The following is a 21,695-nucleotide window of genomic DNA, read 5'->3' as shown; positions in this document are numbered from 1 at the left end:
CTCGGTTCTCGTGCCGCGTTTCGGCGGCTCGTAGTGATCGATGGGTGAAGCGCGGTCGGCGCTTTCGGAAATTCATCGAAAGGCAGAAGTCATGAAGATCGTCGTCATCGGAGGAACGGGACTGATCGGGTCCAAGGTCGTGACCAAGCTGACCGCACTGGGCCATGAGGCATTGGCCGCAGCCCCGAACACGGGCGTCAACACCATCACCGGCGAGGGTTTGGCCGAGGCGCTGGAGGGTGCGCAGGTCGTGGTGGACATGGCGAACTCGCCATCGTTCGAGGACCAGGCCGTGATGGATTTCTTCCAGACGGCTGGGAAGAACCTCATCGCCGCCGAAGCGGCTGCCGGCGTCAAGCTGCACGTCGCCCTCTCGGTCGTAGGTACGGAGCACCTTCAGGGGAGTGGCTACTTCCGCGCCAAGCTCGCGCAGGAAGCGCTGATCAAGAGCGGTCCCATTCCCTACACGCTGCTGCATGCGACCCAGTTCATGGAATTTCTCCGCGGTATCGCGCAGTCGGCCGCGGATGGCGATACGGTGAAGCTGTCGCATGCCTACATTCAGCCGATGGCGGCCGAGGACGTTGCGGACGCGGTCGTTGAGGCGGCGCTGGCGCCGGCGGCGAACGGCACGGTCGAAGTCGGCGGCCCCGAGAAGTTCCACATGGACGAGCTGATCGCCCGAGTGCTCGAATTCGACAAGGATCCCCGCAAGGTCGTGACCGATCCCGACGCTCCGTACTTCGGTGTGAAGCTCGAAGAGGGCTCGCTGATCCCAGGGCCCGACGCCAAGCTGGGTGCGACCAAGTTCGACTGGTGGATCGAGAACGTCGCTCCCCCACCCAAGCGGTAAGCAAGCCGCGCGATCCGGATCCTGACGGGTTCGGATCGCTCCCTGGGCGCGTCCCGCCGGCATGATCATGAAGGTATCGAATATGAAAAAGCTCGCCTTGGGCGTGGCGATCGCGCTTGGCGTCGGAGCCGTCGCGAACGGCTCGTACATGCTTTACTCGCCCACCGGCTGGTACTTCGCGGTTCCCGGCGTGACGACCACCGGGCCGTTCAACCAGCACTTCATCCGCGATATCGGGCTGATCTTCCTCCTCCTCGGTGCATCGTTCCTGGCTGGTGCTGCCCGTCCGCCCCACCGGATCCTCCTGTGGGGCGCACCTACGGTCTGGTTATGGGGTCATGCGCTCTTCCACTTCTGGGAGGTCGCCGTCGGCATCTGCGGGCCATCCGCGATCGCACGGGATTTCCCTGCGGTCACGCTTCCGGCGATCCTCGCCACGCTCCTCACCCTCTGGGCGGTTTCGGACGCACGTGACGGCCGGAATCCGGCCTGACCGCCTTACCACGATCAACTTCAAGGAAAACGAACATGAAGCAACGTATGAACATCTTCGCCGCAGCACCCGAAGCCATGAAGGGCATGATGGCCGTCGAGGCGACCATCGACAGCTCCGCGCTCGAGCACAGCCTGATTGAACTGGTGAAGATCCGGGCTTCGCAGATGAATGGCTGCGCGTTCTGCATCCACATGCACGTGACGGACGCCGTCAAGCACGGCGAGTCGGACATGCGTATCCATCTGCTCGGGGCCTGGCGCGAATCCCCGTCGTTCACCGACCGCGAGCGCGCCGCGCTGAACTGGACCGAGTCCCTCACCAACGTCGGCGAGACCCATGCGTCCGACGAGGACTATGCTCTACTTCAGAGTCAGTTCGACGAGAAGGACATCGCATCGCTCACGGTACTGATCGGTGCGATCAACTTCTGGAACCGGCTCCAGATCGGTCTTCGTGCCGTGCACCCGGCATTGAAGCCGGTAGCGGCCGCAGCCTGAGCTTGTAGGAGCGCCGGCGACGCCGGCGTTCCTCTTTCGAATGGACGAGGAAACAGTCGATGAAACTCTATTACAGCCCCGGCGCCTGCAGCCTGGCAGGCCACGTCGCTCTCCACGAGGCGGGAACGCCGTTCGAGACGGAGACGGTCGATCTCAGCACGAAGATCACTGCCTCCGGTGGTGACTTCGAGGCGATTACCACCAAGGGGTACGTGCCAGCGCTAGTCTTGGATGACGGCGAGCTGCTCAGCGAGAACATCGCGGTGCTGGACTTCATCGCCTCGCGGTACCCGAAGCTGGGCCTCGACGGCGAGATGGGTCGGACGAGGCTCATCGAGGCGTTGGCCTACATCTCTACCGAGGTGCACAAGAGCTTCAAACCGTTCTGGCGCGGCGGCAGCGACGCGGAGAAGAGCGCTGCGAGTGCCTACATCACGAAGCGGATGCAGTACCTCGCCGACCGGGTGAAGGGTGACTACCTGCTGAGCGATCAGCCTACGGTGGCCGATTTCTATCTGCTGGTGACGATGCTTTGGGCTGAGCGCTTCGCCGTCGTCATCCCGACCGCGCTGCAGGGCGTCTTCGCTCGCCTTAAGGCGCGACCGGCCGTCCAGGTAGCATTGAAGGCCGAGGGCTTGATCTAGCCATATCGCGTGGAGCGAAAGCCCTCTTCCCAACCGGTCCTCTCGATCTTCCCGTGATCGGGGGGACCGACCGTTTTCCCCCGAAAGGATATTCATGAACCGCATCGACAGTCGGACCGTCGCACCTGCCGGCATGCGTGCGCTCTTCGGCGTGCACTCGTACCTTCACTCGCAGACGGATCTTCCAAAGCCCCTTATCGACCTGGTCTTCCTCAGGACTTCGCAAATCAACGGGTGTGCGCATTGCATCGACATGCATTCCCGGGACCTTCTCAAGGATGGGATGGAGGTCGAGAAGCTCGTCCTCGTTCCTGCATGGAGGGAGGCGGGTGCCCTTTTCGACGCCAAGGAGCGTGCCGCGCTCGCGTGGACCGAGTCCGTGGCCCGCGTTGCGGATACGCAGGTGCCGGATGCCGACTACGAGACTGCTTCTTCGGCTCTGTCGGAGAAGGACCTCGTGGACCTTACGATCGCGATCGGTCTCATGTCCGCCTACAATCGGCTGGGCGTTGCCTTTCGCCTTCCGGTCGCCGCAGCGGGCGCGTGATCCGCGATCTCCTAGGGACGACCTCCGGAGACGACTTCCCGGCCCATATGTCGCCGGTTGGGTAAGATGGACGGCTCGCGCGCGATCTTTCGTGAGCGAGCCGTACCGATAACAGACGAACTGGCACGGCTTGCGGGCAGCCTAGGCGCTATGGTTCGAGGCTGGTTTCTCGCGGCGTCATCCACCGGCGGCGGACGCGTTCGATGCCGAAGCCATGAAGGCGCGCAGCCGCGGCACGAAGAAGTCGAGAAAGACCGTGACCCGCGCGGGAAGTCGCTGCGGACCAAGATAGAGTGCAGCGACCTGCTCCTCGTCGCCGACACCGGCCGCCGCAAGGACTTCGACAAGCCTTCCGGCGGCGATGTCGGCGCGAGCGTGGTAGTCGCCCAGTCTCGCCAGTCCGGCACCCGCTACCGCGAGACGGCGAACCGTTTCCCCATTATTCGCAAGCAGGGTGCCTGCCACCATGCGATCGATGATCCGCCCACCCGTGCGCATCGGCCACACCGGCTGCGCCCGGCGGAAGTTGAAGCCCAGGCAGTTATGTCGATCGAGGTCGTCGACGTCTTGGGGCACGCCCATTGCTTCCAGGTAGGAAGGGGAGGCCACGATGACGCGGCGAGCCGTTCCTATCTTCCGTGCGATCAGGGAGGAGTCGACTAGGCCTCCGACGCGGAACGCTATGTCGGTCCCTTCGACGTACAGATCCGCCATTTCGTCTGACAGGGAGAGATCGACGACGATGTTCGGGTGTGCCCGCCAGAAGGCCGGTAGGAGAGGCTCGACGGCAATCGCGCCAAAGCCCACGGACGCATTGACTCGCACGGTGCCGCTCGCTCCGGCACTGCCAGCGGCGACCTCTAGCTCCAGCTCGTCGAGATCTGCCAGCAGACGTTGCGATCGCTCGTGGTAGAGATGACCTTCCGCGGTAAGCGCCAGACTGCGTGTCGATCGTTCGACCAGACGCACCCCGAGCCGGCTCTCGAGCCGTGCGATCAGCTTAGACACCGTCGATGGGGTCGTCGTCAGTCTGCGTGCGGCCGCGGAGAAGCTTCCGGCTGCTACGACCGACACGAAGACGTGCATCTCGCCAACCCTGTTGTCCATTTCGCGGCTCCGTCTGTGAAATTCGTTCATAGTTCATATGGAGCGGTGGCGCATTATCGACGGAGCCGTACGGAGCCATATCATCGTTCAGATCGGCGGGCGCCGAGGGTGCCTTTCGATCGGGAATAACGAGAAGGAAGTTTCATGGATCTGCAACTGAACGGCAAGGTCGCCCTGGTCACCGGCTCAACCGCGGGCATAGGACTGGAAATCGCCCGGCGGCTTGCTGCAGAGGGCGCCGACGTCGTCATCTGCGGCCGGACGGAGACGAAGCTGGCAACCGTGGCCGCTGCAATCGGGGCGCGGGGCGTACTTGCCGATCCTTCCACGGCGGAAGGCGCGGCGACGCTGGTCGAAGCGGTTCCCGCGGTCGACATCCTGGTGAACAATCTGGGGATCTACGAGGCCAAGCCGTTCGACGACATCACCGACGACGACTGGCGCCGCTTCTTCGAGATCAACGTGCTTTCAGGCGCAAGGCTCGCACGAGCCTATTTCTCGGGTATGCTCGAACGCGACTGGGGACGGGTGATCTTCGTCGCGAGCGAGTCTGCCGTGATGGTGCCGGCGGACATGATCCACTACGGCATGACGAAGACGGCGCAGCTGGCGATCTCGCGAGGGCTGGCAGGTCTCACCAAGGGTACGAACGTCACGGTGAACACCGTCTTGCCGGGCACGACGCGTTCGGACGGGATAGTCGATTTTCTGAAGAGCGTCGCCGCGGACCCGAACGCACCTTCGAAGGAACTGGAACGTGCCTTCTTTGCGAAGGATCGGCCGACTTCCCTGATCCAGCGCATGATAGAGCCGGAGGAGATCGCATCGTTGGTGGCCTACGTAGCGAGCCCTCTTTCATCCGCCACGAATGGAGCCGCATTGCGGGTAGATGGTGGTATCACCCCAACGATCCTCTAAAACTCCCCCGCCGGCTTGCCAGTCGGCGGGGGGATTCGCATCCGACGTCGGAGCCTGATCGAAAACAGTCAGGACAGCCAGTATCCGTTGGCGGCGGCTATGGTCTGGAAGTTCGTGGAAACCACGTGGGAGGTGGCGATCAGCGCCTGGGCATCCGCTTCATAGATTGCACGAAGTTTCATCCGGACGGCCTCATCGGGCTGAGTAAACTTCACAGCGAGGCGGGAGAGCTTGAGCGCTAGCTCGAACCCCTCTTCGGGGGATGCCGTCTTCAGTGTCGGCAGGTATCCGGTCATGCGGCTTCTCCGTGTGGGACGCCTGGGAGGCGGCGTCCATGTCGGAGCTGTCGCCGACGGTGCTCCGCGGCGGTAGGCCCAAGATCTGCCGGTTTCGATGCACCAGGTGACATCGCGGGCAACCCGTCCGGGCAGGCCGGTCGCAAGAATGCTCTCGCGACCGGCAGACGAGCCTCTAGGCTGCCAACAGGGTGGAACGGCCGGTGACGGCGTCAGATAGCTCAGCATCATGTTCGCTGACGTACTCCGCAAGGGAAGTCTTCCCGGCGTCGATTGCCAACGTCTTCCCCGCAAGTACGATCGTAAGGTCGGTGATGCCGACGAAGCCCAGGACCTGACGCAGATAGCTGCTGGCCGAATTCGCCGACGCATATGGCGCGTCGGGGCCGAAGTCGCCGCCGGTCGCGATGATCGCCGTAGCCGACTTGCTCTTCAGCATGCCTTCGTAGGACTGGGACACCGTGACGCCGGATCGGACGATCTGGTCGAGATAGGCCTTCAGAAGAGCCGAGATGGAGAAGTTGTGCATCGGCGTACCGATCACGATGTGATCGGCATGCTTGAGTTCGGCGATTAGGTCATCGGAGATGCGGATGGCTGCGCTGTGCTCCGTGGAGTGGTCTTCGTAGGGCGTGAATGCGCCGCCGATCCACGCGGTATCGACGAACGGGATGTTGCTTCTGGGAAGATCGCGATGCGTCACCGTTCCGTCGGGGTGAGCTGCCTTCCACTTGTCGACGAACGACGCGGTGAGCGCTCGTGACACGGACTGTTCGAACCGCGGGCTGGAATCGACGACTAGGAGATTGGGCATGGTCTACCTCGTTTACGTTGGGGAAGGTTTCGCAGAGACCCGTCTGCGATCGGCAGCGCTCAGCGCATCTCGTTGGGCGGTACCGTCTGTCGCAGCAGGGCGTGGAACTGGCCCATCAGCCTCGCAACGCCGAGACTGGTTTCACCGTCGTCGGTTCCGTCGCCGAAGGACGCAGCTCGACCTGGAACGCGAAGCTCCTCCGGCATTACGAGGACGCCGAGCCGGCACAGGATGGTCCGCAGGTGGTTCAGAACACTGACGCCCCCCGTGGCAGCGTCGCATACCGTCATCAGCACGGCGGCCTTGCCTTTGTAGGGCGCCAGACCGTCCAAGCCGAAGGATGGGCGCGAGCTCCAGTCCAGCGCGTTCTTGAGCAGCGCGGGAACGGAACCGTTGTACTCCGGCGTCGCAATCATGAGGCCGTCGTGCGCGCCGAGAAGCTGTCGCAGGATCAGGACGGCCTGAGGTAGTTCGTCCTCTTCCAGATCGTGATCGTAGATTGGGAGATCCAGGTCGCGCAGATCTACCAGCGTGACGTCGGACCCGAGGCGGATCGCCTCCTCGACCGCGATGTTGAGGAGCTTCGCGTTGCGCGAGCCGGCGCGGGAACTGCCGGATAGGGCGATGATGGCGGCCGAATCGAGCGAGCCGTATCCGTTGAGGCGAATGGGCGAAGTGTCGTCATCGTGCATGTTCGAATGCCGGCCTCGTTCTTGGGGTGCGGATCGGCGGCCGTTTAGGGCTGAGATCGAGCGCGGGGAGTGGCGGCGAGCCGCCGCCACCTTGACGGGTTTCTCTTTCCTTTCCGGCGGTACCTCTCGGGTCAGGTCATCGGGTTACGCGGCGGGTCGGTCCGACCGGAAGGCCCGAGACGTGGCTCGATGAATGTACCAACGGACATCGCAGCCGCCCCCGAGTCCTCGCAGCGGCGTTTCGCCGGTCTTCGGAAGTGGTGGCGGAAGGTCTCGCGGATTCGACCGGGTCGGATCAGGTCCGAGGCGAGCGGAGCTGACTGGGCGTCGTACCGAAGACGCGTTTGAATGCGTGCCCGAAGGCGCTAACCGAGGAATATCCGTAGCGGTCGGCTATGAGCGCCAGATTGCCCATGGGCAGACCCAGATCTCGGCGGGCCAGCTGCATGCGCCACCGAACCACGTAGTCCAGGGCGGTAAGACCGACCTTGCGCTTGAAGCGTTCTGCGAAACTCGAGCGTGACATCGAGCAGGCGTCCGCAAGCTCAGCCAGCGTCCACGGATGCACAGGTCGCGCATGGATCAGCCCAAGCGCCCTTCCGATCCGATCGTCCCGCTGAGCGTCCATCCAACCGGGTCGTATGCCTTCGCGATGCGACGACAGATGCGCGCGGACGAGTTCGATGAACATCAGGTGCATTAGCGTACCGGCGACCACGCCGCTGCCCGCCCCGCCGCCCTCGATCTCCTTGACGAACCGGGCGAGCAGCCAGTGCACCGCCTGCGCGCCTTCCGTTTCCCGTCTAAGAAGGACGCAGTCCGGCAATTCACCGGTCAGCAGCGGTTCGGACAGCTCGTCCAGCACCATCTTGCCGCCGACGACGTGGAAGTCCTCGCCCGACCCTAGCACGGCCGTTCCGTGCCTCGCCGCGGCGAATACCCCGTCGGCCGGCTCGGCTGGCAACTCCAGGTCGCTCCCGAGGACGAACGGCGTACCCCTCGAGAGCATGAAGCAGTCGCCGCTCCGAAGTACGATCGGTTCGACTTGGCCGTCGATAAGCAGGCGGGCTTCGCCCTTCAGCACCGCATTGAACTTGAGGCCTCGGAAGCTCGGGACCTGAAGAGCCCAGGGTCCGCCGGCTTTGAAGCCGGTGGATACGAGGCTGTGCGCACCGAGTAGTTCAAGCACGTCACTGAGCGGATCAACCATGGTCCGGACTATCGCGACACGATTTCGGTTTTTCAAGCATAGATCGTATCACGGGTCGCCTGCTACCGGTATTGCATGTCAACGAGCGAACAGGTCCAAACATGACGCAGCAGCATCCTCTCAATTCTGGTTTCGATGCCTACAGCACGGCGATGGACGTGATCGCCGGCGTGAATCTCTCCGGCAAGGTAGCCATCGTGACCGGTGGCCATTCGAATCTGGGGCTCGAGGCGGCACGCGTTCTGGCGGGGGCGGGGGCTCACGTCATCGTGCCGACACGATCCGAGGCTGGCGCGGTCCAGGCCAAGGAAACCATTCCGGGCGTCGAGACCGCGACGATGGATCTGATGGATCCGGCGTCGATCGACGCGTTCGCGGAGGACTTCCTTTCTACCGGTCGCAGTCTGGACATCCTTCTTAACAGTGCAGGCATCATGGCTACCCCGCTGGCGCGCGATGCCAGCGGCAACGAAGCCCAGTTATCCACGAACCACCTGGGACATTTCCGGCTGACCTCTCGCCTATGGCCTGCGCTGGTCGCGGCGAAGGGGGCCCGGGTGGTCTCGGTGTCCTCTCGTGGTCATCAGATCGCCGGTATCGACTTCGACGACGTCAACTTCGACCGTCGGGACTACGACAAGTGGGTCGCCTACGGTCAGTCGAAGACCGCGAATGTCCTCTTCGCGGTCGCATTGGACGAACCGGGCGCCCAACACGGGGTGCGAGCCTACTCGCTCCATCCCGGGTCGGTGTTGGGACCGCTGGCTCGTCATCTGACCGACGAGGAGATCGATTCGTTCGGGGCGCGTCACGCTTCCGGCGAAGCGATCGTCGCCCCCGACAGGGACATGAAGTCGACGGAGCAGGGCGCATCCACCCTGGTCTGGTGCGCTTCCAGTCCGCTGCTGCGCGACATCGGGGGCGTCTATTGCGAGAATAGCGACGTCGCGCGCGTCATGCCCGAGGACGCGCCCGAGCGTTTCGGCGTTTTCGCTCGCGCGATCGATCCGGAAATCGCGGAACGGCTCTGGGCGTTGAGCGTGGACATGACCGGCGTCGACATTCCCAAAGGAGAATGACCGCAGAATTGCGACAAGTCCTCGCCATCCCGCGAGTCATCGGCGGGTACGAAGAGTGAGGCGGAGCGCCGGCCGGCACGCTGGGGAGTGGGGAAAGATTCCGCGTGCCGGCATTGCCGCTTCGGAACATCTCTCGACCGGAGAAGGCTAAGCGCTCCGATCGCTGCGCCATCTCGGGGGTGGGGCGGCACCTCTGATCAGGGTGCGTTGCAAGAATCGCATTTGGTCCACTCGCTTGCGTGGTTCTCGGTTCTACTCCGTTTCGGACGATCCCCTAGGGTTCTCCCACCGACGTCGCCAGCGGGCGATCGAGCACTTGTACCTGGTCGGCGAGCTGAAAGGCGAAAGTCGTCCGGGATGAACTGGTTTCGCGCTTTCGGTCGCAGGAGCGGTTCTGGCCTCGTGCTCGTCCGCAGGCGTTCGCCGCAAGGCGCGTCGGATGCACATGCAAGGAGAATCCCATGAATATCAGAGCAGCCGGCGCATTGTCCCTCGGCCTTCTCGCTGCCTCGGCAGCGGTCGCGGCAGTGGGCACGTCATCTGCGCACCGGGGGCACTCCGCCCCCTCCAAGGTGTCCGTAGTCTATCAACACGAGCTCCCGAACGTTCCGGGCAAGAGCATCAAGGGCGTTCTCGTCGAATACGGTCCGGGCGGATCGTCCCCTGCCCATACGCATCCCGGTTCGGCGTTCATATATGCGACCGTCCTCGAGGGAGCGATCCGCAGTCAGGTCAACGGCGGCCCGATCGAGGTCTATCGCGCCGGCCAGAACTTTTCGGAATATCCCGGCGATAGGCACGGGGTGAGCGCGAACGCCAGCAAGACCGTGCCCGCACGTCTCCTGGCGGTATTCGTCGTCGATACCGCCGCGAAGGACCTGGTCCTCCCCTACAGGTAGCTCACGCTTCGACGATGCGGGCGGATGAGGAATCCGTCCGTGGTTCGACGCTCGCGGTCCAGGGCCGAGAGCCCGCGCCGTGGAGACGCCGAAAGCTACAAGGAAACGGAATGCCATGAAGATCGTCGTGATCGGCGGAACTGGTCTCATTGGCTCGCGGACGGTGGAAAGGCTCCGCCGGCGAGGCCATGATGCGGTTGCCGCCTCGCCGAAGACCGGCGTCGATACCCTGAACAACTTGGGACTCGCGGAGGTGCTGGAGGGCGCCGCCGTCGTCGTGGATCTCGCGGACTCTCCGTCATACGAAGAGGGGGCGGTGATGCACTTCTTCGAGACGACTGCCCGGAATCTGATAGCGGGGGAGCTGAAGGCCGGGGTGAAGCACCACGTCGTCCTCTCGATCGTGGGTTCGGAGCGCCTGCCCGACAATCCCTACTTTCGCGCGAAGATGGCGCAGCAGCGGATCGTCGCCAGTTCGCCGGTGCCGCACACGATCATTCACTCTACGCAGTTCTTCGAGTTCCTCCCGGGCATCGCCGATGCAGCGACCTCCGATGGGGTCGCGCGACTCTCACCGGCCTTCGTGCAGCCGATCGCGGCGGACGACGTCGCCGACATCATCGCCACCATCGCGACGGAGCAGCCGCAAGATGCCGTCGTCGAGATCGCGGGGCCCGGAAGTTTCAGGCTGAACGAGATCGTCGAAAGGTATCTGCAAGCGATCGGAGATGACCGGCGCGTCGAACCCGACGTCCATGCGCGCTACTTCGGCGCGGAGCTCGAAGAGTTGACCCTCGTTCCCGGTGGTTCCCCGACGATGGGCCACACGAGCTTCCCGCAATGGCTCGCTCGACGAAGGCGACCCACCCGGGAGCCCGCCACGGAGCCGGCTTCGGCACTGACTAACTGAACGGAAAGGCGAGTTACGTGATGACGATGCGATCCACGCTCATCGACGGCATAGAAGCCATTGTCCTGCCACCCGTGCGCGACGTGGACGGCTTTACCGTCCGGCGAGCTCTACCTTCCGCTCATCGGCGAATGGTGGGACCCTTCATCTTCTTCGATCTTCTGGGGCCGGCGGTTCTCCGTGCGGGCGACGGCTTCGACGTGCGGCCGCATCCTCACATCGGTCTGGCCACCGTGACCTATCAGATGGCGGGCGAGGTGATCCACCGTGACAATCTGGGCGCGGTGCAGGCGATCCGGCCGGGCGAGGTAAACTGGATGACCGCGGGGTCCGGGATCGTCCATTCCGAACGTACGCCCCCATCCGTGCGGCGGGATGGAGGCTCTCTCTACGGCATCCAGGCCTGGGTGGCCCTGCCCAAGGCTCTCGAGGAGACCAGACCGGGGTTCTTCCACCATGCCGCCGCGGAGATTCCCTCGGTCGACGCCGAAGGCGTTTCGCTGTCGCTGATAGCTGGTACGTCGGACGGGCTGACGTCGCCCGTCGCGACGCTGTCGGACATGGTCTACGCGGATGTCTCTCTAGCTGCCGACGCCCGCTACCGTGTTCGTGCCGAACACGTGGAGCGCGCGATCTACGTGTTGACGGGCGCGATCGAGGTCATCGGTCAAACCGGTTCCTTCGAAGCGCATGAACTGGTGATATTCAAACCGGGCGAGGAGATCGTCCTGAAGACGCGTGCCGGGGCCCGGTTCATGCTCATCGGTGGCGAGCCGTTCCCCGAAGCACGCCACGTGTACTGGAACTTCGTGTCGTCTTCGTTGGATCGCATTGAACAGGCGAAGGCGGACTGGCGCGAACGGCGCTTCGGCTCAGTGCCGGGCGAGCACGAGTTCATACCGCTGCCTGCCGATACGGCGCCCCGGGCCTGAACCCGCCTCACACAAGGAGCATTCCGTGCCGACGCGCCCTTTCGATTTTGAGAATTCCGCCGGTCATAGGCTTTCCGGACGCATTGAGCTTCCTGCCGGGCCTGCCCGGGCATGGGCTCTGTTCGCTCACTGTTTCACCTGTGGAAAGGACAACGTGGCGGCAGTGCGGATTTCGCGGCGGCTGGCCGGTGCCGGCATCGGCGTGCTCCGCTTCGACTTTACGGGGCTTGGGCGAAGCGACGGGGATTTCGCACGGTCGGGCTTCAGCCACAACGTGCAGGATCTCGTCGCGGCGGCGAGCAGCATGACGGACGCCGGAATGAAGCCGGCGCTGCTGATCGGTCACAGCCTGGGTGGCGCGGCGGTCATCGCGGCCGCCGGCTCGCTTCCCGGAGTAAGCGCGGTAGCGACGATAGCCGCTCCCTTCGACGTAGCCCACGTGCTTGCGCAGTTCGATCCTGAGTCGTTGGCGGAGATCGAACGGGAAGGAAGCGCGGCCGTTCTTCTGGCGGGGCGACCTTTCACAGTCGGCCGCGAGCTCGTCGACGACATGCGTCAGCAGGATCAGGAGACGAGAATAGCGGAACTGAAACGGCCGCTTCTGCTCCTTCATTCACCAGTCGATCAGGCGGTCGGCATCGAGAATGTCACCCGCCTGTTCGTGGCCGCCCGGCATCCCAAGAGTTTCGTGTCGCTGGACGGAGCGGATCATCTCTTGTCGAAAGTCCGGGACGCCGACTTCGCTGCCGACATGATCGCGGCGTGGGCCTCACGCTATCTACCGGCGCCGGCGCCTGCCGGCGCAAGCGTATTCGACGCGGAGGCGGAAGAGACGGGGCTGGGCAAGTTCCAGCTGGCCATGCGCGCCGGCCAGGCCAGCTTCATTGCGGACGAACCGGAAAGCATGGGCGGGCTGGGATCCGGGCCCACCCCGTTCAACTTGCTATCGTCCGCGCTGGCTGCCTGCACCACCATGACGCTGCGCATGCTCGCCGATCGGAAGGGCTGGAAGGTGGACCGGATCCGAACGGCGGTGGCGCATCGCAAGGAGGCAGGAACGGAGCCGGCGGATCTCTTCACGAGGCAGGTGACTCTGGAGGGGAATCTCGACGCCGATCAGCGCAACGCCCTGTTGGCGGCGGCGGATCGCTGTCCAGTCCATAGGACGCTCGAGCGGGGCGCTAGATTCGAACCCGTCAACGACGACCTGACCCTTCCGTAACGTCCGTCCCGTTCAAATCCTCGAGCGGTTGCACCTGTAGTCGAGACGAGGTCCTCCCCCGACAGTCCAGGAATGATCATCATGACGACACAGATGCATATCGACTTCGTATCCGACGTTTCATGTCCCTGGTGTGCCATCGGGCTCGCGAGTCTCGAGGACGCACTCCACCAAATCGGGGACGCCGTTGAGGCGGACATCGATTTTCAGCCTTTCGAACTGAACCCGTCGATCCCGTTCGAAGGTCAGAACATCGTCGAGCACGTCGCCGAGAAATACGGTTACACGCGGGAACAGAGCGAAGAGAACAGGTCTGTGCTTATCGAACGTGCGAAGGACGTGGGGTTCGATATGGCGCTCGACGCCGACAGCCGGATCTACAACACCTTCGACGCCCACCGCCTGCTTCATTGGGCGCGTTCGACACCCAACCAACTGGCCCTGAAGCACGCGCTGCTTCAAGCGAACTTCACCGACGGTAGGAACCCGGGTGACCCGGAGGTGCTGGTGGCCGCGGCAGAGGAAGCCGGACTCGACGTCGAGCAGGTAAGGGAGGTTCTGAGTTCGGGACGGTACGCCGCCGAAGTCCGCGCGGAAATGGCGCGGTGGCAGGCTCGCGGGATCGCATCGGTTCCGGCGATCATCGTGAACGGAAGGCACCTCATTTCCGGCGGGCAGCCTGCCGAGGTGTTCGCTCAGGCGCTCCGGCAGATCGCTGCGCAGGGCTTGGTATAGGTCGTTGGTCGAGTCTCGGTGCTGGTCCGGCGCAGGGCGATGATCGAGTAGGGGCTGGCAGGAAAACCAGATTGGACAGCGTCGTATGAAGATCGTCGTCATGGGTGGAACCGGGCTCGTCGGAAGGAAGCTCGTCCGTATACTGAGTAACGAAGGGCACGAGGCCATCGCAGCTTCGCGATCGACCGGTGTGGATCTCCTAACGGGGGAAGGTCTTCATGAGGTTCTCTTGGGGGCGGAGACGGTCGTCGACGTCTGCAACCTCAGCTACGGGGACGCCGACGACCTGAACGCGTTCTTCGAACTCGCAGGGAGCAACCTATTCGAGGCGGAGCTCCTGTCGGGCGTGTCGCATCATGTCACGCTTTCCGCCGTGGGGACCGATCGCCTGGCCGACCGCGGCAACTTTCGTGCGAAGGCGACGCAGGAAGCCCTGGCCGCGGGCGCGGGCATCCCGCACACGATCGTTCGCTCGACGCCCTTTTTCGAATTCATCTACGGAATTGTCGACGAGGGAGGGGAGGGCGACCTCATCCGTCTTCCGCCGGTCCGCGTACGGCCCATCGCGGCCGACGACGTCGCCGAAGCCCTTGCTAGGATCGCACTCGGTCGGCCGGCTCATGGCGTGATCGAACTGGCGGGTCCGGAAGTCCGCCTTTTGGCCGAGATCGCGGAGGAGATCCTCGTCGCGAACGAGGACACCCGCACGCTCGTGGTCGACGTCGAGGCGCGTTACTTCGGCGCGCGCGTGGGCGACGAGCCCCTCGTCGGTGACGGAGGTCATCGCTTCGCGTCTACTAGGTTCGACGACTGGCTGCGCAGCTCTCTTCAACCAAATTTCGCCGAAGCATAGGACTCACAGATGAACGCATCGATCGACACCACCGTCCCGCCATCCGGGGACGGCTGCGTGGAATGCCTGGCAGCCGGTGGATGGTGGTTCCACCTCCGTCGTTGCGCGCAATGCGGTCATGTCGGCTGCTGCGATTCGTCGCCGAGCGGCCATGCCACCCGACATTTTCACGAGACGGGTCATGCGTTCATGCAGTCCTTCGAGCCGGGGGAGGACTGGGGCTGGGATTACGTGCGGGAAGAGGAGGTCGAACTTCCGGACTTGGCATCCCCTACGAGCCATCCCGTCGCTCAGCCGACCCCGGGGCCGGAGGGTCGCGTTCCCGAAGATTGGCGCGTCCGGCTGAACTGATGCGAGACGGGCGACATCCGGCCATGACGAGGCACCCGCGTTTGCAGCGGTTCATGATTGGGAAGAACGACGTGAAGATGATTGAGTTAGGCGTCGACACGTTCGGCGACATCACGAGGAAACCTGACGGCACCCTCGTGTCGCCAGCCCAGGGAATCCGCGACGTGGTCGAGGAGGGGGTACTTTCCGACCAGGTCGGCATCGACTTCTTCGGAGTGGGCGAACACCACCGGGAGGACTTCTCCGTTTCCTCGCCCGAGACGGTGCTGGCGGCGATCGCGGGCCGGACCGAACGCATTCGCCTCGGATCCGCCGTCACCGTTCTCAGCTCAGATGATCCGATCCGCGTGTTTCAGAGGTTCTCGACGCTCGACGCGATATCCAACGGCCGCGCGGAGGTCATTCTCGGGCGTGGATCGTTCACGGAATCGTTCCCGCTCTTCGGGTTCGAACTGTCGCAGTACGAGCGGCTCTTCGAAGAGAAGCTCGACCTCTTCGCGACGGTGCGTCGTCAGCAGCCCGTCAGCTGGCAAGGATCGTTCCGCACGCCGCTTCGCGACCAGTCGGTTCAGCCTCCGGTCGAGAACGGTTTGCTGAGGACGTGGATCGGCGTCGGCGGCAGCCCGGAGTCGGTCGTTCGCGCCGCGCGCTACGGTCTGCCGATGATGCTGGCGATAATAGGGGGAGATCCCGCTCGGTTCGTCCCGTATGCCGACCTCTATCGGGACGCGCTCGGCAAATCCGGCTCGCAGGAACTGCCTATCGGTGTGCATTCTCCCGGCCATGTCGCGCGTACCGACGAAGAGGCACGAGACGAGCTGTGGTCCGACTATCGGCAGATGCGCGATCGGATCGGGGCGGAACGGAACTGGCCTCCGATGCAGCGTGCGGAGTTCGATGCCGAAGCGGATCGTGGGTCGCTCTACGTCGGATCGCCCGAGACCGTCGCGCGTAGGATCGCATCGACCGTAAGGACCTTGGGGCTGTCGCGGTTCGAGATGAAGTATTCCGCTGGCATGCTCCCTCACGAAAAGCTCATGGATTCGCTGGCGCTGTACGGTCAGCGGGTCATACCGATGGTCCGTGACATGCTGTCCGCCGGCGGAGACGGTGAGGCATGATCGTCTTTGGATCGCCGCTGAGCGCTTGAGGAGCAAGGTTGATTGTTTGCAGGCATTGAAACCGTACGTCGCGGGAAGCCGTCCGATGATGCGGCAATCATAGATCTGTTGATTGCGTCCTTCACCAGTCTCTACTCGACGATCGGCGGGAGCATGTCCGCAGAGAGACGGCGTTATCTAAGCGATCAAGCCGGCCGACGGACCTCCGCCATATCCTTTGTTCGCGAACTCGACGGTCTCGTGGTCGGCACGCTCGCGCTCACGCCACCCTCGACCCATTCCCAAGCATGGGTCGAGGGGGCATGGTATCTTGGCTTGCTCGCGGTGGACAGCCACGCGCAAGGTCGGGGAATTGCGGGTTCGTTGATCCGGCATGCCGAACGGCACGCTCGTGCGGCCGGCGCAACCGCCATGTGCCTGCACGCCCGGCGAGGAATACATAGGCAGGCTCGCCTCTACGTCGCTTGCGGATACGGCCGCGATCCCGTTGGGGATCTGACGGTACAGCCCTATCAGGAAGGGTACCTGAAGGTCCTGAGTGATCCAGACGAGAAGCCGACCGCGTAGGCCAGCTGCGGCTGTGGCAACGGCTGTTTGCAAGGTGGCTTCGTCTGAACGAGCCTGGAAAGGTCTCGGCTCGCGGATCGCCGTTGCCACTCAATAGATGGCGGGCGACCAATGCTTCATCAACGGCCACGCCCGTTCGCCGTTGGTCACTCGTCTCGCCGTCCTTGAGTCTGAGAGCCGGCGCCCGTTCGAAGTGGATCGCACGGATCCACTTCGACGAGGCTTCGCTAAATCCGATCCGAACGCCACAGAATGCGGCGGTATAAACTAGGCCGCCATGAGTTCGTCCGCGGGGCCGAAGAACTCATAGTGGATCCGCGAGCTCGGGACGCCCGCCATGGAGAGGTCGGCGATGTAGGTTCGCAGGAATCCCTTGGGACCGCAGACGTAGATGTCCGCTTCCTCGAGTGGCGTATGACGAGTCAGCCATTCGATGGGCACGTATCCTTCGCCGGAATGGGTGTCGCCCAGCACGTCCTGCGGGGTCGGGTGGCTGTAGAACGTCGCCACGTGCAGGCCGGGGCAGCCTTCCTTGAGGGCGCGCACGTGCGTGTCCATGGCGTGCGTCTCGCTGCTGAGCGTCCCGTGGACGTAGTGCACCTCACGTGCCGAGTGCTCTCTGGCGATCGCCTCGACCATGCTCACCATCGGCGTGAGACCGACGCCCCCCGAGAGGAGGATGACCGGCCGCTGGTCTTCCTCGGAAAGGAAGAAGTCGCCGGCGGGTGGTGTCGTCTCAAGGACGTCGCCGATCTGTACGTCGTCGTGAAGGAACCGCGAACCGCCGTGGCCGGCGTCCTCGCGCTTCACGGATATCCGGTAGAACTCGCCGTTAGGGCCGCTCGAGATCGAATAGTTCCGCTTCAGGTCAGGTCGACCGGCGGGCTTCAAACGGAAGGTCAGATACTGACCGGGCTTGTGTCGAAGCACGGGAAGTTCGTCGGTCGGATGCAGCACGAAGGAAGTGATCAGGCTGCTTTCGCGTATCTTCTGGGTCACGCGGAATTCCCGCCAGCCGTCCCAGCCGCCCTCGGACGTCACGATCGACTCGCGGATCACGACCTCCCGTGCCTTCAGGATGTCGGCCAGGAACCAGTATGCTTCGCCCCAGGCGGTGAGGATCTCGTCCGTCGCGGCGTCCCCAAGGACGTCCTTGATGGCGGCCAGGAGGGCGTTGGCCACGAACGGATAATGCTCGGGCAGGATGTGGTAGCCGATGTGCTTCTGCGCGATGCGTTCGACCGCCGGCGCAAGCGCGCCAAGGTTCTCGATGTTCCGGGCATAGGCGAGAATCGCCGCAGCGAGGGCATGGACCTGAGCACCACTTTCGCCTTGGTTCGAATGGTTGAAGAGCTTGCTAATCTGCTCGTCCTGGAACAGTCGGCCGTACATCGCCGCGGTGATCGCCGTGCCATGCTCGGCAAGCGCCGGGACGGTAGCCTTCACGATGGCGATCGTCTGGGGAGAGAGTGGCTTGGACATTTCGTTCTTCCTTCTGGCTGGCATTCCGCCGCCCAGAGGCGTCGGAATTTCGAGGGCCGCGCGGAACGCGGGGTTCAGCTCTTGTCGGAGCCGCACCCCCCCGAAACGACACTTCGTCGCCGGTGAATTAAGATGCATTCCGTATGCACCTATTCAATCCAAATAACATGCACGTCAAGTACATGTTTTATATTGATCGGCTGGCACGAAAGGCTCATCTGGGACTGATGACGGATCGCTTTTCTCGAGCTCGAAGGCTGACGATTCACGGGCGTCATGCGTCCGGGCGGCAGGACGGTTTGCGAATGGATTGCTCCATCCATAAGGTCTCAGCCGCACGCCCACTTCGAGAACGCCGATGCAACTGACGCGATATACGGACTATGCCGTGCGAGTGCTCCTGCACGTAGGAGCACGCGACGAGGGCGACCTTTCGTCAATCGCGGAGATTGCTCGGGTGTATGCGATATCCAAGAACCACCTCATGAAGGTTGTGCAGAATCTTGGACAGGCGGGGTTCCTCATCACGGTCCGAGGGCGGAATGGCGGGTTGAAGCTCGGGCGTTCCGCGGACACGATCACGATCGGCGAGATCGTCCGCCACACGGAAACCGGTTTCGACCTGGTCGACTGCGGATCGTGCATCATAGCCCGGGCGTGCACGATGCCGCGCATACTGAACGAGGCAACTCTCGCGTTTCTCGCCGTCCTTGACCGCTACACGCTCGAGGACGTCCTTGCGCGCAGAGCGGATCTTCGTGGTCTGTTCGACAAGCCCATGCCGCTCAGGGAGGCGGTCGTACGTCTCGGCAAGGCCGCGGCCGAGGAGGTCCGGTAGCCGGCACGGCGACGAACGTACACGAGCTTCTGCGGGACAAGGTCGCGGTTAGTCCGGCGAGTTGCGGCGAGCCGAGAACCATGCGTCCAGACTCCACGCGCCACCGCCGGCGAATGCGATGTAGAGGAAGATGAAGCAGTAGAGGATCGCCTCCCCGCCCCCGTTGGCGGCTGGCCAGAACCCCGCCGGCGCATGAGCCATAAGGTACGCGACCGCCATCTGACCGGAGCATACGAACGCCACCGCGCGCGTGCCAAGGCCGAGCGTGAGGAGTGCACCACCAACGACCTCCAGCAACGCAGCGACGACCAGTTGGACTGGTAGCGGGTCAGGCAGGCCACTCTGAGCGATCGGAAAATGGAAGAGCTTCATGAGGCCGTGCTCCATGAACAGAAGAGCAGCGACGATGCGCAGCGCGCTAAGGACGCGTGGGGCCCAGGTTGTCATTGTCTTCAATCCTTTCGAGGTGACGCGCAACGCGCGGAAGCGTTGGATACTGAGGAATTTGCGCACTCGCCCGGCCAGGCTTCTTGAGCGCTGCCCGGATCGGCCCGCATCAACCTCGGGAGGTGTCCGGACGCGTCGTCTGCTTCGCCCAGGCATCGATGCCGAGCCTCTGCGGCAGGCCGTTCAATATCGCGTCCAGTGCATGGCCCGGCCCTGCCGGGCAGCGGCTTTTGAGAACAGCCGTCGTGGGGAGTCCGGCTCCGTTGGTCCAAGTGATCGTGTAGGTCGACGTGTCCGACATCGCCGCTGCACAGGCGATGGTCGCGGTCTCGCCGTCCGCTGGTTTGAAAGGTGTCAGTTCGGCCTTCAGGTCCGAATACAGGCTAGCGCGTCCGCGGAGTGTGCGATCGCCGAGTTCGGCGGTATGGCGTTTGCCGGTGAAGGCGACCATCCCGTCCGATCCTATACGGACGTCATAGACGGGGCAGAAGCCAAAGCACGGACCGACCGAGACCAATACCGATTCCGGGTCATGCGAAGCACTGACCTCCAGTCCGCCGGAGGGGGATCCGGTACAGGCTCCCAGTGCCATCAGAGATACGAGCAGGGCGGATTTCGAAAGATACGGCGTCATTATTCTCTCCTGGAAGGTCGCATCGCGCCGGCGGTCAGGCGCTGATCTCAAGACGATGCCGTCGAGTTCGTCCCTTGACGAAAAACGTCGCTCAAATGAGGGAGGCGCAGGGTGCAGCTTCAGCGTCGCCTGGCGCAAAGTGTGACGAAGGGCAGGTAGAGCAGGAGCGTAAGCATCGCCGCTATCATTCCGTCCTGAACTGCCGCGCCCACGATCTTGTAGATAGCCACCATCCCAGCGCAGACGACGGCAACGGCGATGAGCTTGGCCAACTGCCGTACGGCTCGCTTACGGATCGAGCCGCATGGACGCTGCGGCGCCCGGTTCTGGCATACGCCGCCGGACAGACGGGGCCGGTGAAGGGTAGTCATGGCTTCGCCCGGTCGAGCAACCGATCCACCTCGATTTCGGCCCAGGTCGTATAGCCCGCGACCAGGAAGCGGCGACGTTCGTCGTCAGCGTCTCCGGACCTTTCTCGGGACATCACGGCGAACCGTCGTAGGGCTTCGAGTTTCGGATCTGCGAGCCGGTTCGGCAGAGCGCCACCGAACAGTCGGAAGATGAAAAGGCGTAGGCCGTGCGGTGGAGCAAAGCTTCTGGCGTCGTCATGCAGGGACAGCGCCACGACGGTCTGTTCCAGAGCCGACAGAGGACTGTTCAGACTGGCGGATCGAACGACGGGCTGGGATGGCTCACCTCGCGGCGGCCGAGCGGAATTTGAAGAATACCCGGCGACCCGACGTTCGGTTGCGGGTGGCGGTTCGACAAGCTTAGGCAGACCCATCTCGTCCTCCGGCATCTATGGATGCAGTTCGCGGACCGCTCACCGATAGCGGTGTGCGTTTCTTGATGGTTTATCTGCGCTCGACGCGTCGTCGGAGGTAGGCCCATGTCCTATCCATCGTCCTGTACCGTCGACCCCGTTTACGTTTCCGATCCAGCCCTGAACGTGAGGTGGAGGGTATGAGTGCCACTCGGGTTAGTGTCCTAGTCTGGCAGGCGGACGGTCATTCTGCCGAAGAGCCGGGCGTCGAGCGAGAACGCGCCTGGCCCGACCATGGCAAGCACGAGCGCGTCGATCGCATGGGCGATGAAGGCGCCGTTCAGATCTGGGCCGCCCGCAGCGAGCGCCACCACCGCAAGTATCATGGCGATGGTAGCGGCGGAACGTGTGCGAAGCCCCGTTCCTATGGCGAACGCCAGGAGATAGAAGGCGAAGGGTTGCCAGTCGTCCTTGGCGAACCTGCCCGCTGGGTAGGTGGCTAGGAAGATCGTCACCGAAAGCCGCAGAAGAAGCAGTCCGGCTCCTGGAGCGCCAGCGGGGAACAGCAGGAAACGGTGTCTGCGCATACTGGAACACTATTCGGCACGTTGGTGTTCGCAAACATCGAAAGAGTTAGTTTGCGATAGCTCTTTCGAGCCATCTCGAAGTGGTTCCACGGGTTTATGATACGCAGGGGAAACCTGCTGGGGCAGCGATACTCGGACGAGTCGGCATCAAGCGTCAGCAATGCTTGGAGGTGCGCAGCCTAGGAGCCGATCGGGGCGTCG

28 protein-coding genes are annotated in these 21,695 nt (G+C 63.4%); 17 read left to right on the top strand and 11 right to left on the bottom strand.

Features of this window, described 5'->3' with window-relative positions:
* Window positions 1–91: 91 nt before the first annotated feature.
* The 5 genes from O6X71_RS05675 (at window position 92) to O6X71_RS05655 (ending at window position 3,037) form a co-directional block, all read left to right on the top strand.
* Window positions 92–853, top strand: coding sequence for an SDR family oxidoreductase (locus tag O6X71_RS05675; protein ID WP_353464868.1), 762 nt, complete (start codon window positions 92–94; stop codon window positions 851–853).
* Window positions 854–935: 82 nt separating this feature from the next.
* Complete coding sequence (locus O6X71_RS05670; protein ID WP_353464867.1) at window positions 936–1,346, top strand: hypothetical protein; 411 nt, start codon at window positions 936–938, stop codon at window positions 1,344–1,346.
* 35 nt (window positions 1,347–1,381) lie between these two features.
* Window positions 1,382–1,846 carry a carboxymuconolactone decarboxylase family protein gene (locus tag O6X71_RS05665; RefSeq protein ID WP_353464866.1) on the top strand — a complete coding sequence of 155 codons (465 nt, stop codon included), beginning with the start codon at window positions 1,382–1,384 and terminating at the stop codon, window positions 1,844–1,846.
* A 59-nt stretch (window positions 1,847–1,905) separates the two neighbouring features.
* Window positions 1,906–2,490: a glutathione binding-like protein gene (locus O6X71_RS05660; protein ID WP_353464865.1), complete on the top strand. Its 585-nt coding sequence runs from the start codon at window positions 1,906–1,908 to the stop codon at window positions 2,488–2,490.
* Between the two features lie 94 nt (window positions 2,491–2,584).
* Complete coding sequence (locus tag O6X71_RS05655) at window positions 2,585–3,037, top strand: carboxymuconolactone decarboxylase family protein (RefSeq protein ID WP_353464864.1); 453 nt, start codon at window positions 2,585–2,587, stop codon at window positions 3,035–3,037.
* Between the two features lie 177 nt (window positions 3,038–3,214).
* On the opposite strand, the gene O6X71_RS05650 is transcribed toward O6X71_RS05655, so the two are convergent.
* Entirely contained in the window at window positions 3,215–4,174 is a 960-nt protein-coding gene (locus O6X71_RS05650) for a LysR family transcriptional regulator (protein WP_353464863.1), read from the bottom strand.
* A gap of 114 nt (window positions 4,175–4,288) precedes the next feature.
* Between O6X71_RS05650 and O6X71_RS05645 the strand changes: the two genes are divergently transcribed.
* Window positions 4,289–5,062, top strand: a complete 774-nt coding sequence (locus O6X71_RS05645) for an SDR family NAD(P)-dependent oxidoreductase (protein ID WP_353464862.1) — start codon at window positions 4,289–4,291, stop codon at window positions 5,060–5,062.
* A 68-nt stretch (window positions 5,063–5,130) separates the two neighbouring features.
* On the opposite strand, the gene O6X71_RS05640 is transcribed toward O6X71_RS05645, so the two are convergent.
* From O6X71_RS05640 to O6X71_RS05625, 4 genes are all read right to left on the bottom strand, one after another.
* Complete coding sequence (locus O6X71_RS05640) at window positions 5,131–5,358, bottom strand: hexameric tyrosine-coordinated heme protein (protein WP_353464861.1); 228 nt, start codon at window positions 5,356–5,358, stop codon at window positions 5,131–5,133.
* Window positions 5,359–5,533: 175 nt separating this feature from the next.
* Complete coding sequence (locus tag O6X71_RS05635) at window positions 5,534–6,172, bottom strand: FMN-dependent NADH-azoreductase (RefSeq protein ID WP_353464860.1); 639 nt, start codon at window positions 6,170–6,172, stop codon at window positions 5,534–5,536.
* 59 nt (window positions 6,173–6,231) lie between these two features.
* Complete coding sequence (locus O6X71_RS05630; protein ID WP_353464859.1) at window positions 6,232–6,864, bottom strand: NADPH-dependent FMN reductase; 633 nt, start codon at window positions 6,862–6,864, stop codon at window positions 6,232–6,234.
* Window positions 6,865–7,159: 295 nt separating this feature from the next.
* Entirely contained in the window at window positions 7,160–8,074 is a 915-nt protein-coding gene (locus O6X71_RS05625) for an AraC family transcriptional regulator (protein WP_353464857.1), read from the bottom strand.
* 101 nt (window positions 8,075–8,175) lie between these two features.
* On the opposite strand from O6X71_RS05625, the gene O6X71_RS05620 reads away from it, so the two are divergent.
* From O6X71_RS05620 to O6X71_RS05575, 10 genes are all read left to right on the top strand, one after another.
* Window positions 8,176–9,153, top strand: coding sequence for an oxidoreductase (locus O6X71_RS05620; RefSeq protein WP_353464856.1), 978 nt, complete (start codon window positions 8,176–8,178; stop codon window positions 9,151–9,153).
* Between the two features lie 461 nt (window positions 9,154–9,614).
* Window positions 9,615–10,052 (top strand): cupin domain-containing protein, encoded by a 438-nt coding sequence (locus tag O6X71_RS05615; RefSeq protein ID WP_353464855.1) that lies wholly within the window; start codon window positions 9,615–9,617, stop codon window positions 10,050–10,052.
* A gap of 115 nt (window positions 10,053–10,167) precedes the next feature.
* Window positions 10,168–10,962, top strand: a complete 795-nt coding sequence (locus O6X71_RS05610; protein ID WP_353464854.1) for an SDR family oxidoreductase — start codon at window positions 10,168–10,170, stop codon at window positions 10,960–10,962.
* Window positions 10,963–10,982: 20 nt separating this feature from the next.
* Window positions 10,983–11,894, top strand: a complete 912-nt coding sequence (locus O6X71_RS05605) for a pirin family protein (protein WP_353464853.1) — start codon at window positions 10,983–10,985, stop codon at window positions 11,892–11,894.
* A 25-nt stretch (window positions 11,895–11,919) separates the two neighbouring features.
* Window positions 11,920–13,116 (top strand): bifunctional alpha/beta hydrolase/OsmC family protein, encoded by a 1,197-nt coding sequence (locus O6X71_RS05600; RefSeq protein ID WP_353464851.1) that lies wholly within the window; start codon window positions 11,920–11,922, stop codon window positions 13,114–13,116.
* Between the two features lie 81 nt (window positions 13,117–13,197).
* Window positions 13,198–13,851, top strand: coding sequence for a DsbA family oxidoreductase (locus O6X71_RS05595; RefSeq protein ID WP_353465078.1), 654 nt, complete (start codon window positions 13,198–13,200; stop codon window positions 13,849–13,851).
* Window positions 13,852–13,936: 85 nt separating this feature from the next.
* Complete coding sequence (locus O6X71_RS05590) at window positions 13,937–14,704, top strand: SDR family oxidoreductase (RefSeq protein ID WP_353464850.1); 768 nt, start codon at window positions 13,937–13,939, stop codon at window positions 14,702–14,704.
* Window positions 14,705–14,713: 9 nt separating this feature from the next.
* Window positions 14,714–15,055 (top strand): UBP-type zinc finger domain-containing protein, encoded by a 342-nt coding sequence (locus O6X71_RS05585; protein ID WP_353464849.1) that lies wholly within the window; start codon window positions 14,714–14,716, stop codon window positions 15,053–15,055.
* Window positions 15,056–15,132: 77 nt separating this feature from the next.
* Window positions 15,133–16,176, top strand: coding sequence for an LLM class flavin-dependent oxidoreductase (locus O6X71_RS05580; RefSeq protein ID WP_353464847.1), 1,044 nt, complete (start codon window positions 15,133–15,135; stop codon window positions 16,174–16,176).
* Window positions 16,177–16,218: 42 nt separating this feature from the next.
* Complete coding sequence (locus O6X71_RS05575) at window positions 16,219–16,743, top strand: GNAT family N-acetyltransferase (protein WP_353464846.1); 525 nt, start codon at window positions 16,219–16,221, stop codon at window positions 16,741–16,743.
* 267 nt (window positions 16,744–17,010) lie between these two features.
* Here O6X71_RS05575 and hmpA read toward each other — a convergent pair whose 3' ends face one another.
* Window positions 17,011–18,225 carry an NO-inducible flavohemoprotein gene (gene hmpA / locus O6X71_RS05570; RefSeq protein WP_353465077.1) on the bottom strand — a complete coding sequence of 405 codons (1,215 nt, stop codon included), beginning with the start codon at window positions 18,223–18,225 and terminating at the stop codon, window positions 17,011–17,013.
* A gap of 358 nt (window positions 18,226–18,583) precedes the next feature.
* Between hmpA and O6X71_RS05565 the strand changes: the two genes are divergently transcribed.
* A complete protein-coding gene (locus O6X71_RS05565) occupies window positions 18,584–19,063 on the top strand; it encodes an Rrf2 family transcriptional regulator (protein WP_333996595.1) in 480 nt (159 codons plus the stop codon).
* 48 nt (window positions 19,064–19,111) lie between these two features.
* Here O6X71_RS05565 and O6X71_RS05560 read toward each other — a convergent pair whose 3' ends face one another.
* From O6X71_RS05560 to O6X71_RS05540, 5 genes are all read right to left on the bottom strand, one after another.
* Window positions 19,112–19,510, bottom strand: coding sequence for a DoxX family protein (locus O6X71_RS05560; RefSeq protein WP_353464845.1), 399 nt, complete (start codon window positions 19,508–19,510; stop codon window positions 19,112–19,114).
* A 109-nt stretch (window positions 19,511–19,619) separates the two neighbouring features.
* Window positions 19,620–20,144 carry a DUF6438 domain-containing protein gene (locus tag O6X71_RS05555; RefSeq protein WP_353464844.1) on the bottom strand — a complete coding sequence of 175 codons (525 nt, stop codon included), beginning with the start codon at window positions 20,142–20,144 and terminating at the stop codon, window positions 19,620–19,622.
* A gap of 119 nt (window positions 20,145–20,263) precedes the next feature.
* Window positions 20,264–20,416 carry a hypothetical protein gene (locus O6X71_RS05550; protein WP_353464843.1) on the bottom strand — a complete coding sequence of 51 codons (153 nt, stop codon included), beginning with the start codon at window positions 20,414–20,416 and terminating at the stop codon, window positions 20,264–20,266.
* A 95-nt stretch (window positions 20,417–20,511) separates the two neighbouring features.
* Complete coding sequence (locus O6X71_RS05545; protein WP_353464842.1) at window positions 20,512–20,769, bottom strand: hypothetical protein; 258 nt, start codon at window positions 20,767–20,769, stop codon at window positions 20,512–20,514.
* Between the two features lie 362 nt (window positions 20,770–21,131).
* Complete coding sequence (locus tag O6X71_RS05540) at window positions 21,132–21,494, bottom strand: hypothetical protein (RefSeq protein WP_353464841.1); 363 nt, start codon at window positions 21,492–21,494, stop codon at window positions 21,132–21,134.
* Window positions 21,495–21,695 lie beyond the last annotated feature (201 nt).

Source organism: Sphingomonas faeni (assembly GCF_040407505.1).
Lineage (GTDB): Bacteria > Pseudomonadota > Alphaproteobacteria > Sphingomonadales > Sphingomonadaceae > Sphingomonas > Sphingomonas faeni_E.
Note: the sequence above shows the minus strand (reverse complement) of the source record. Positions and strands in the feature narration are given on the sequence as shown.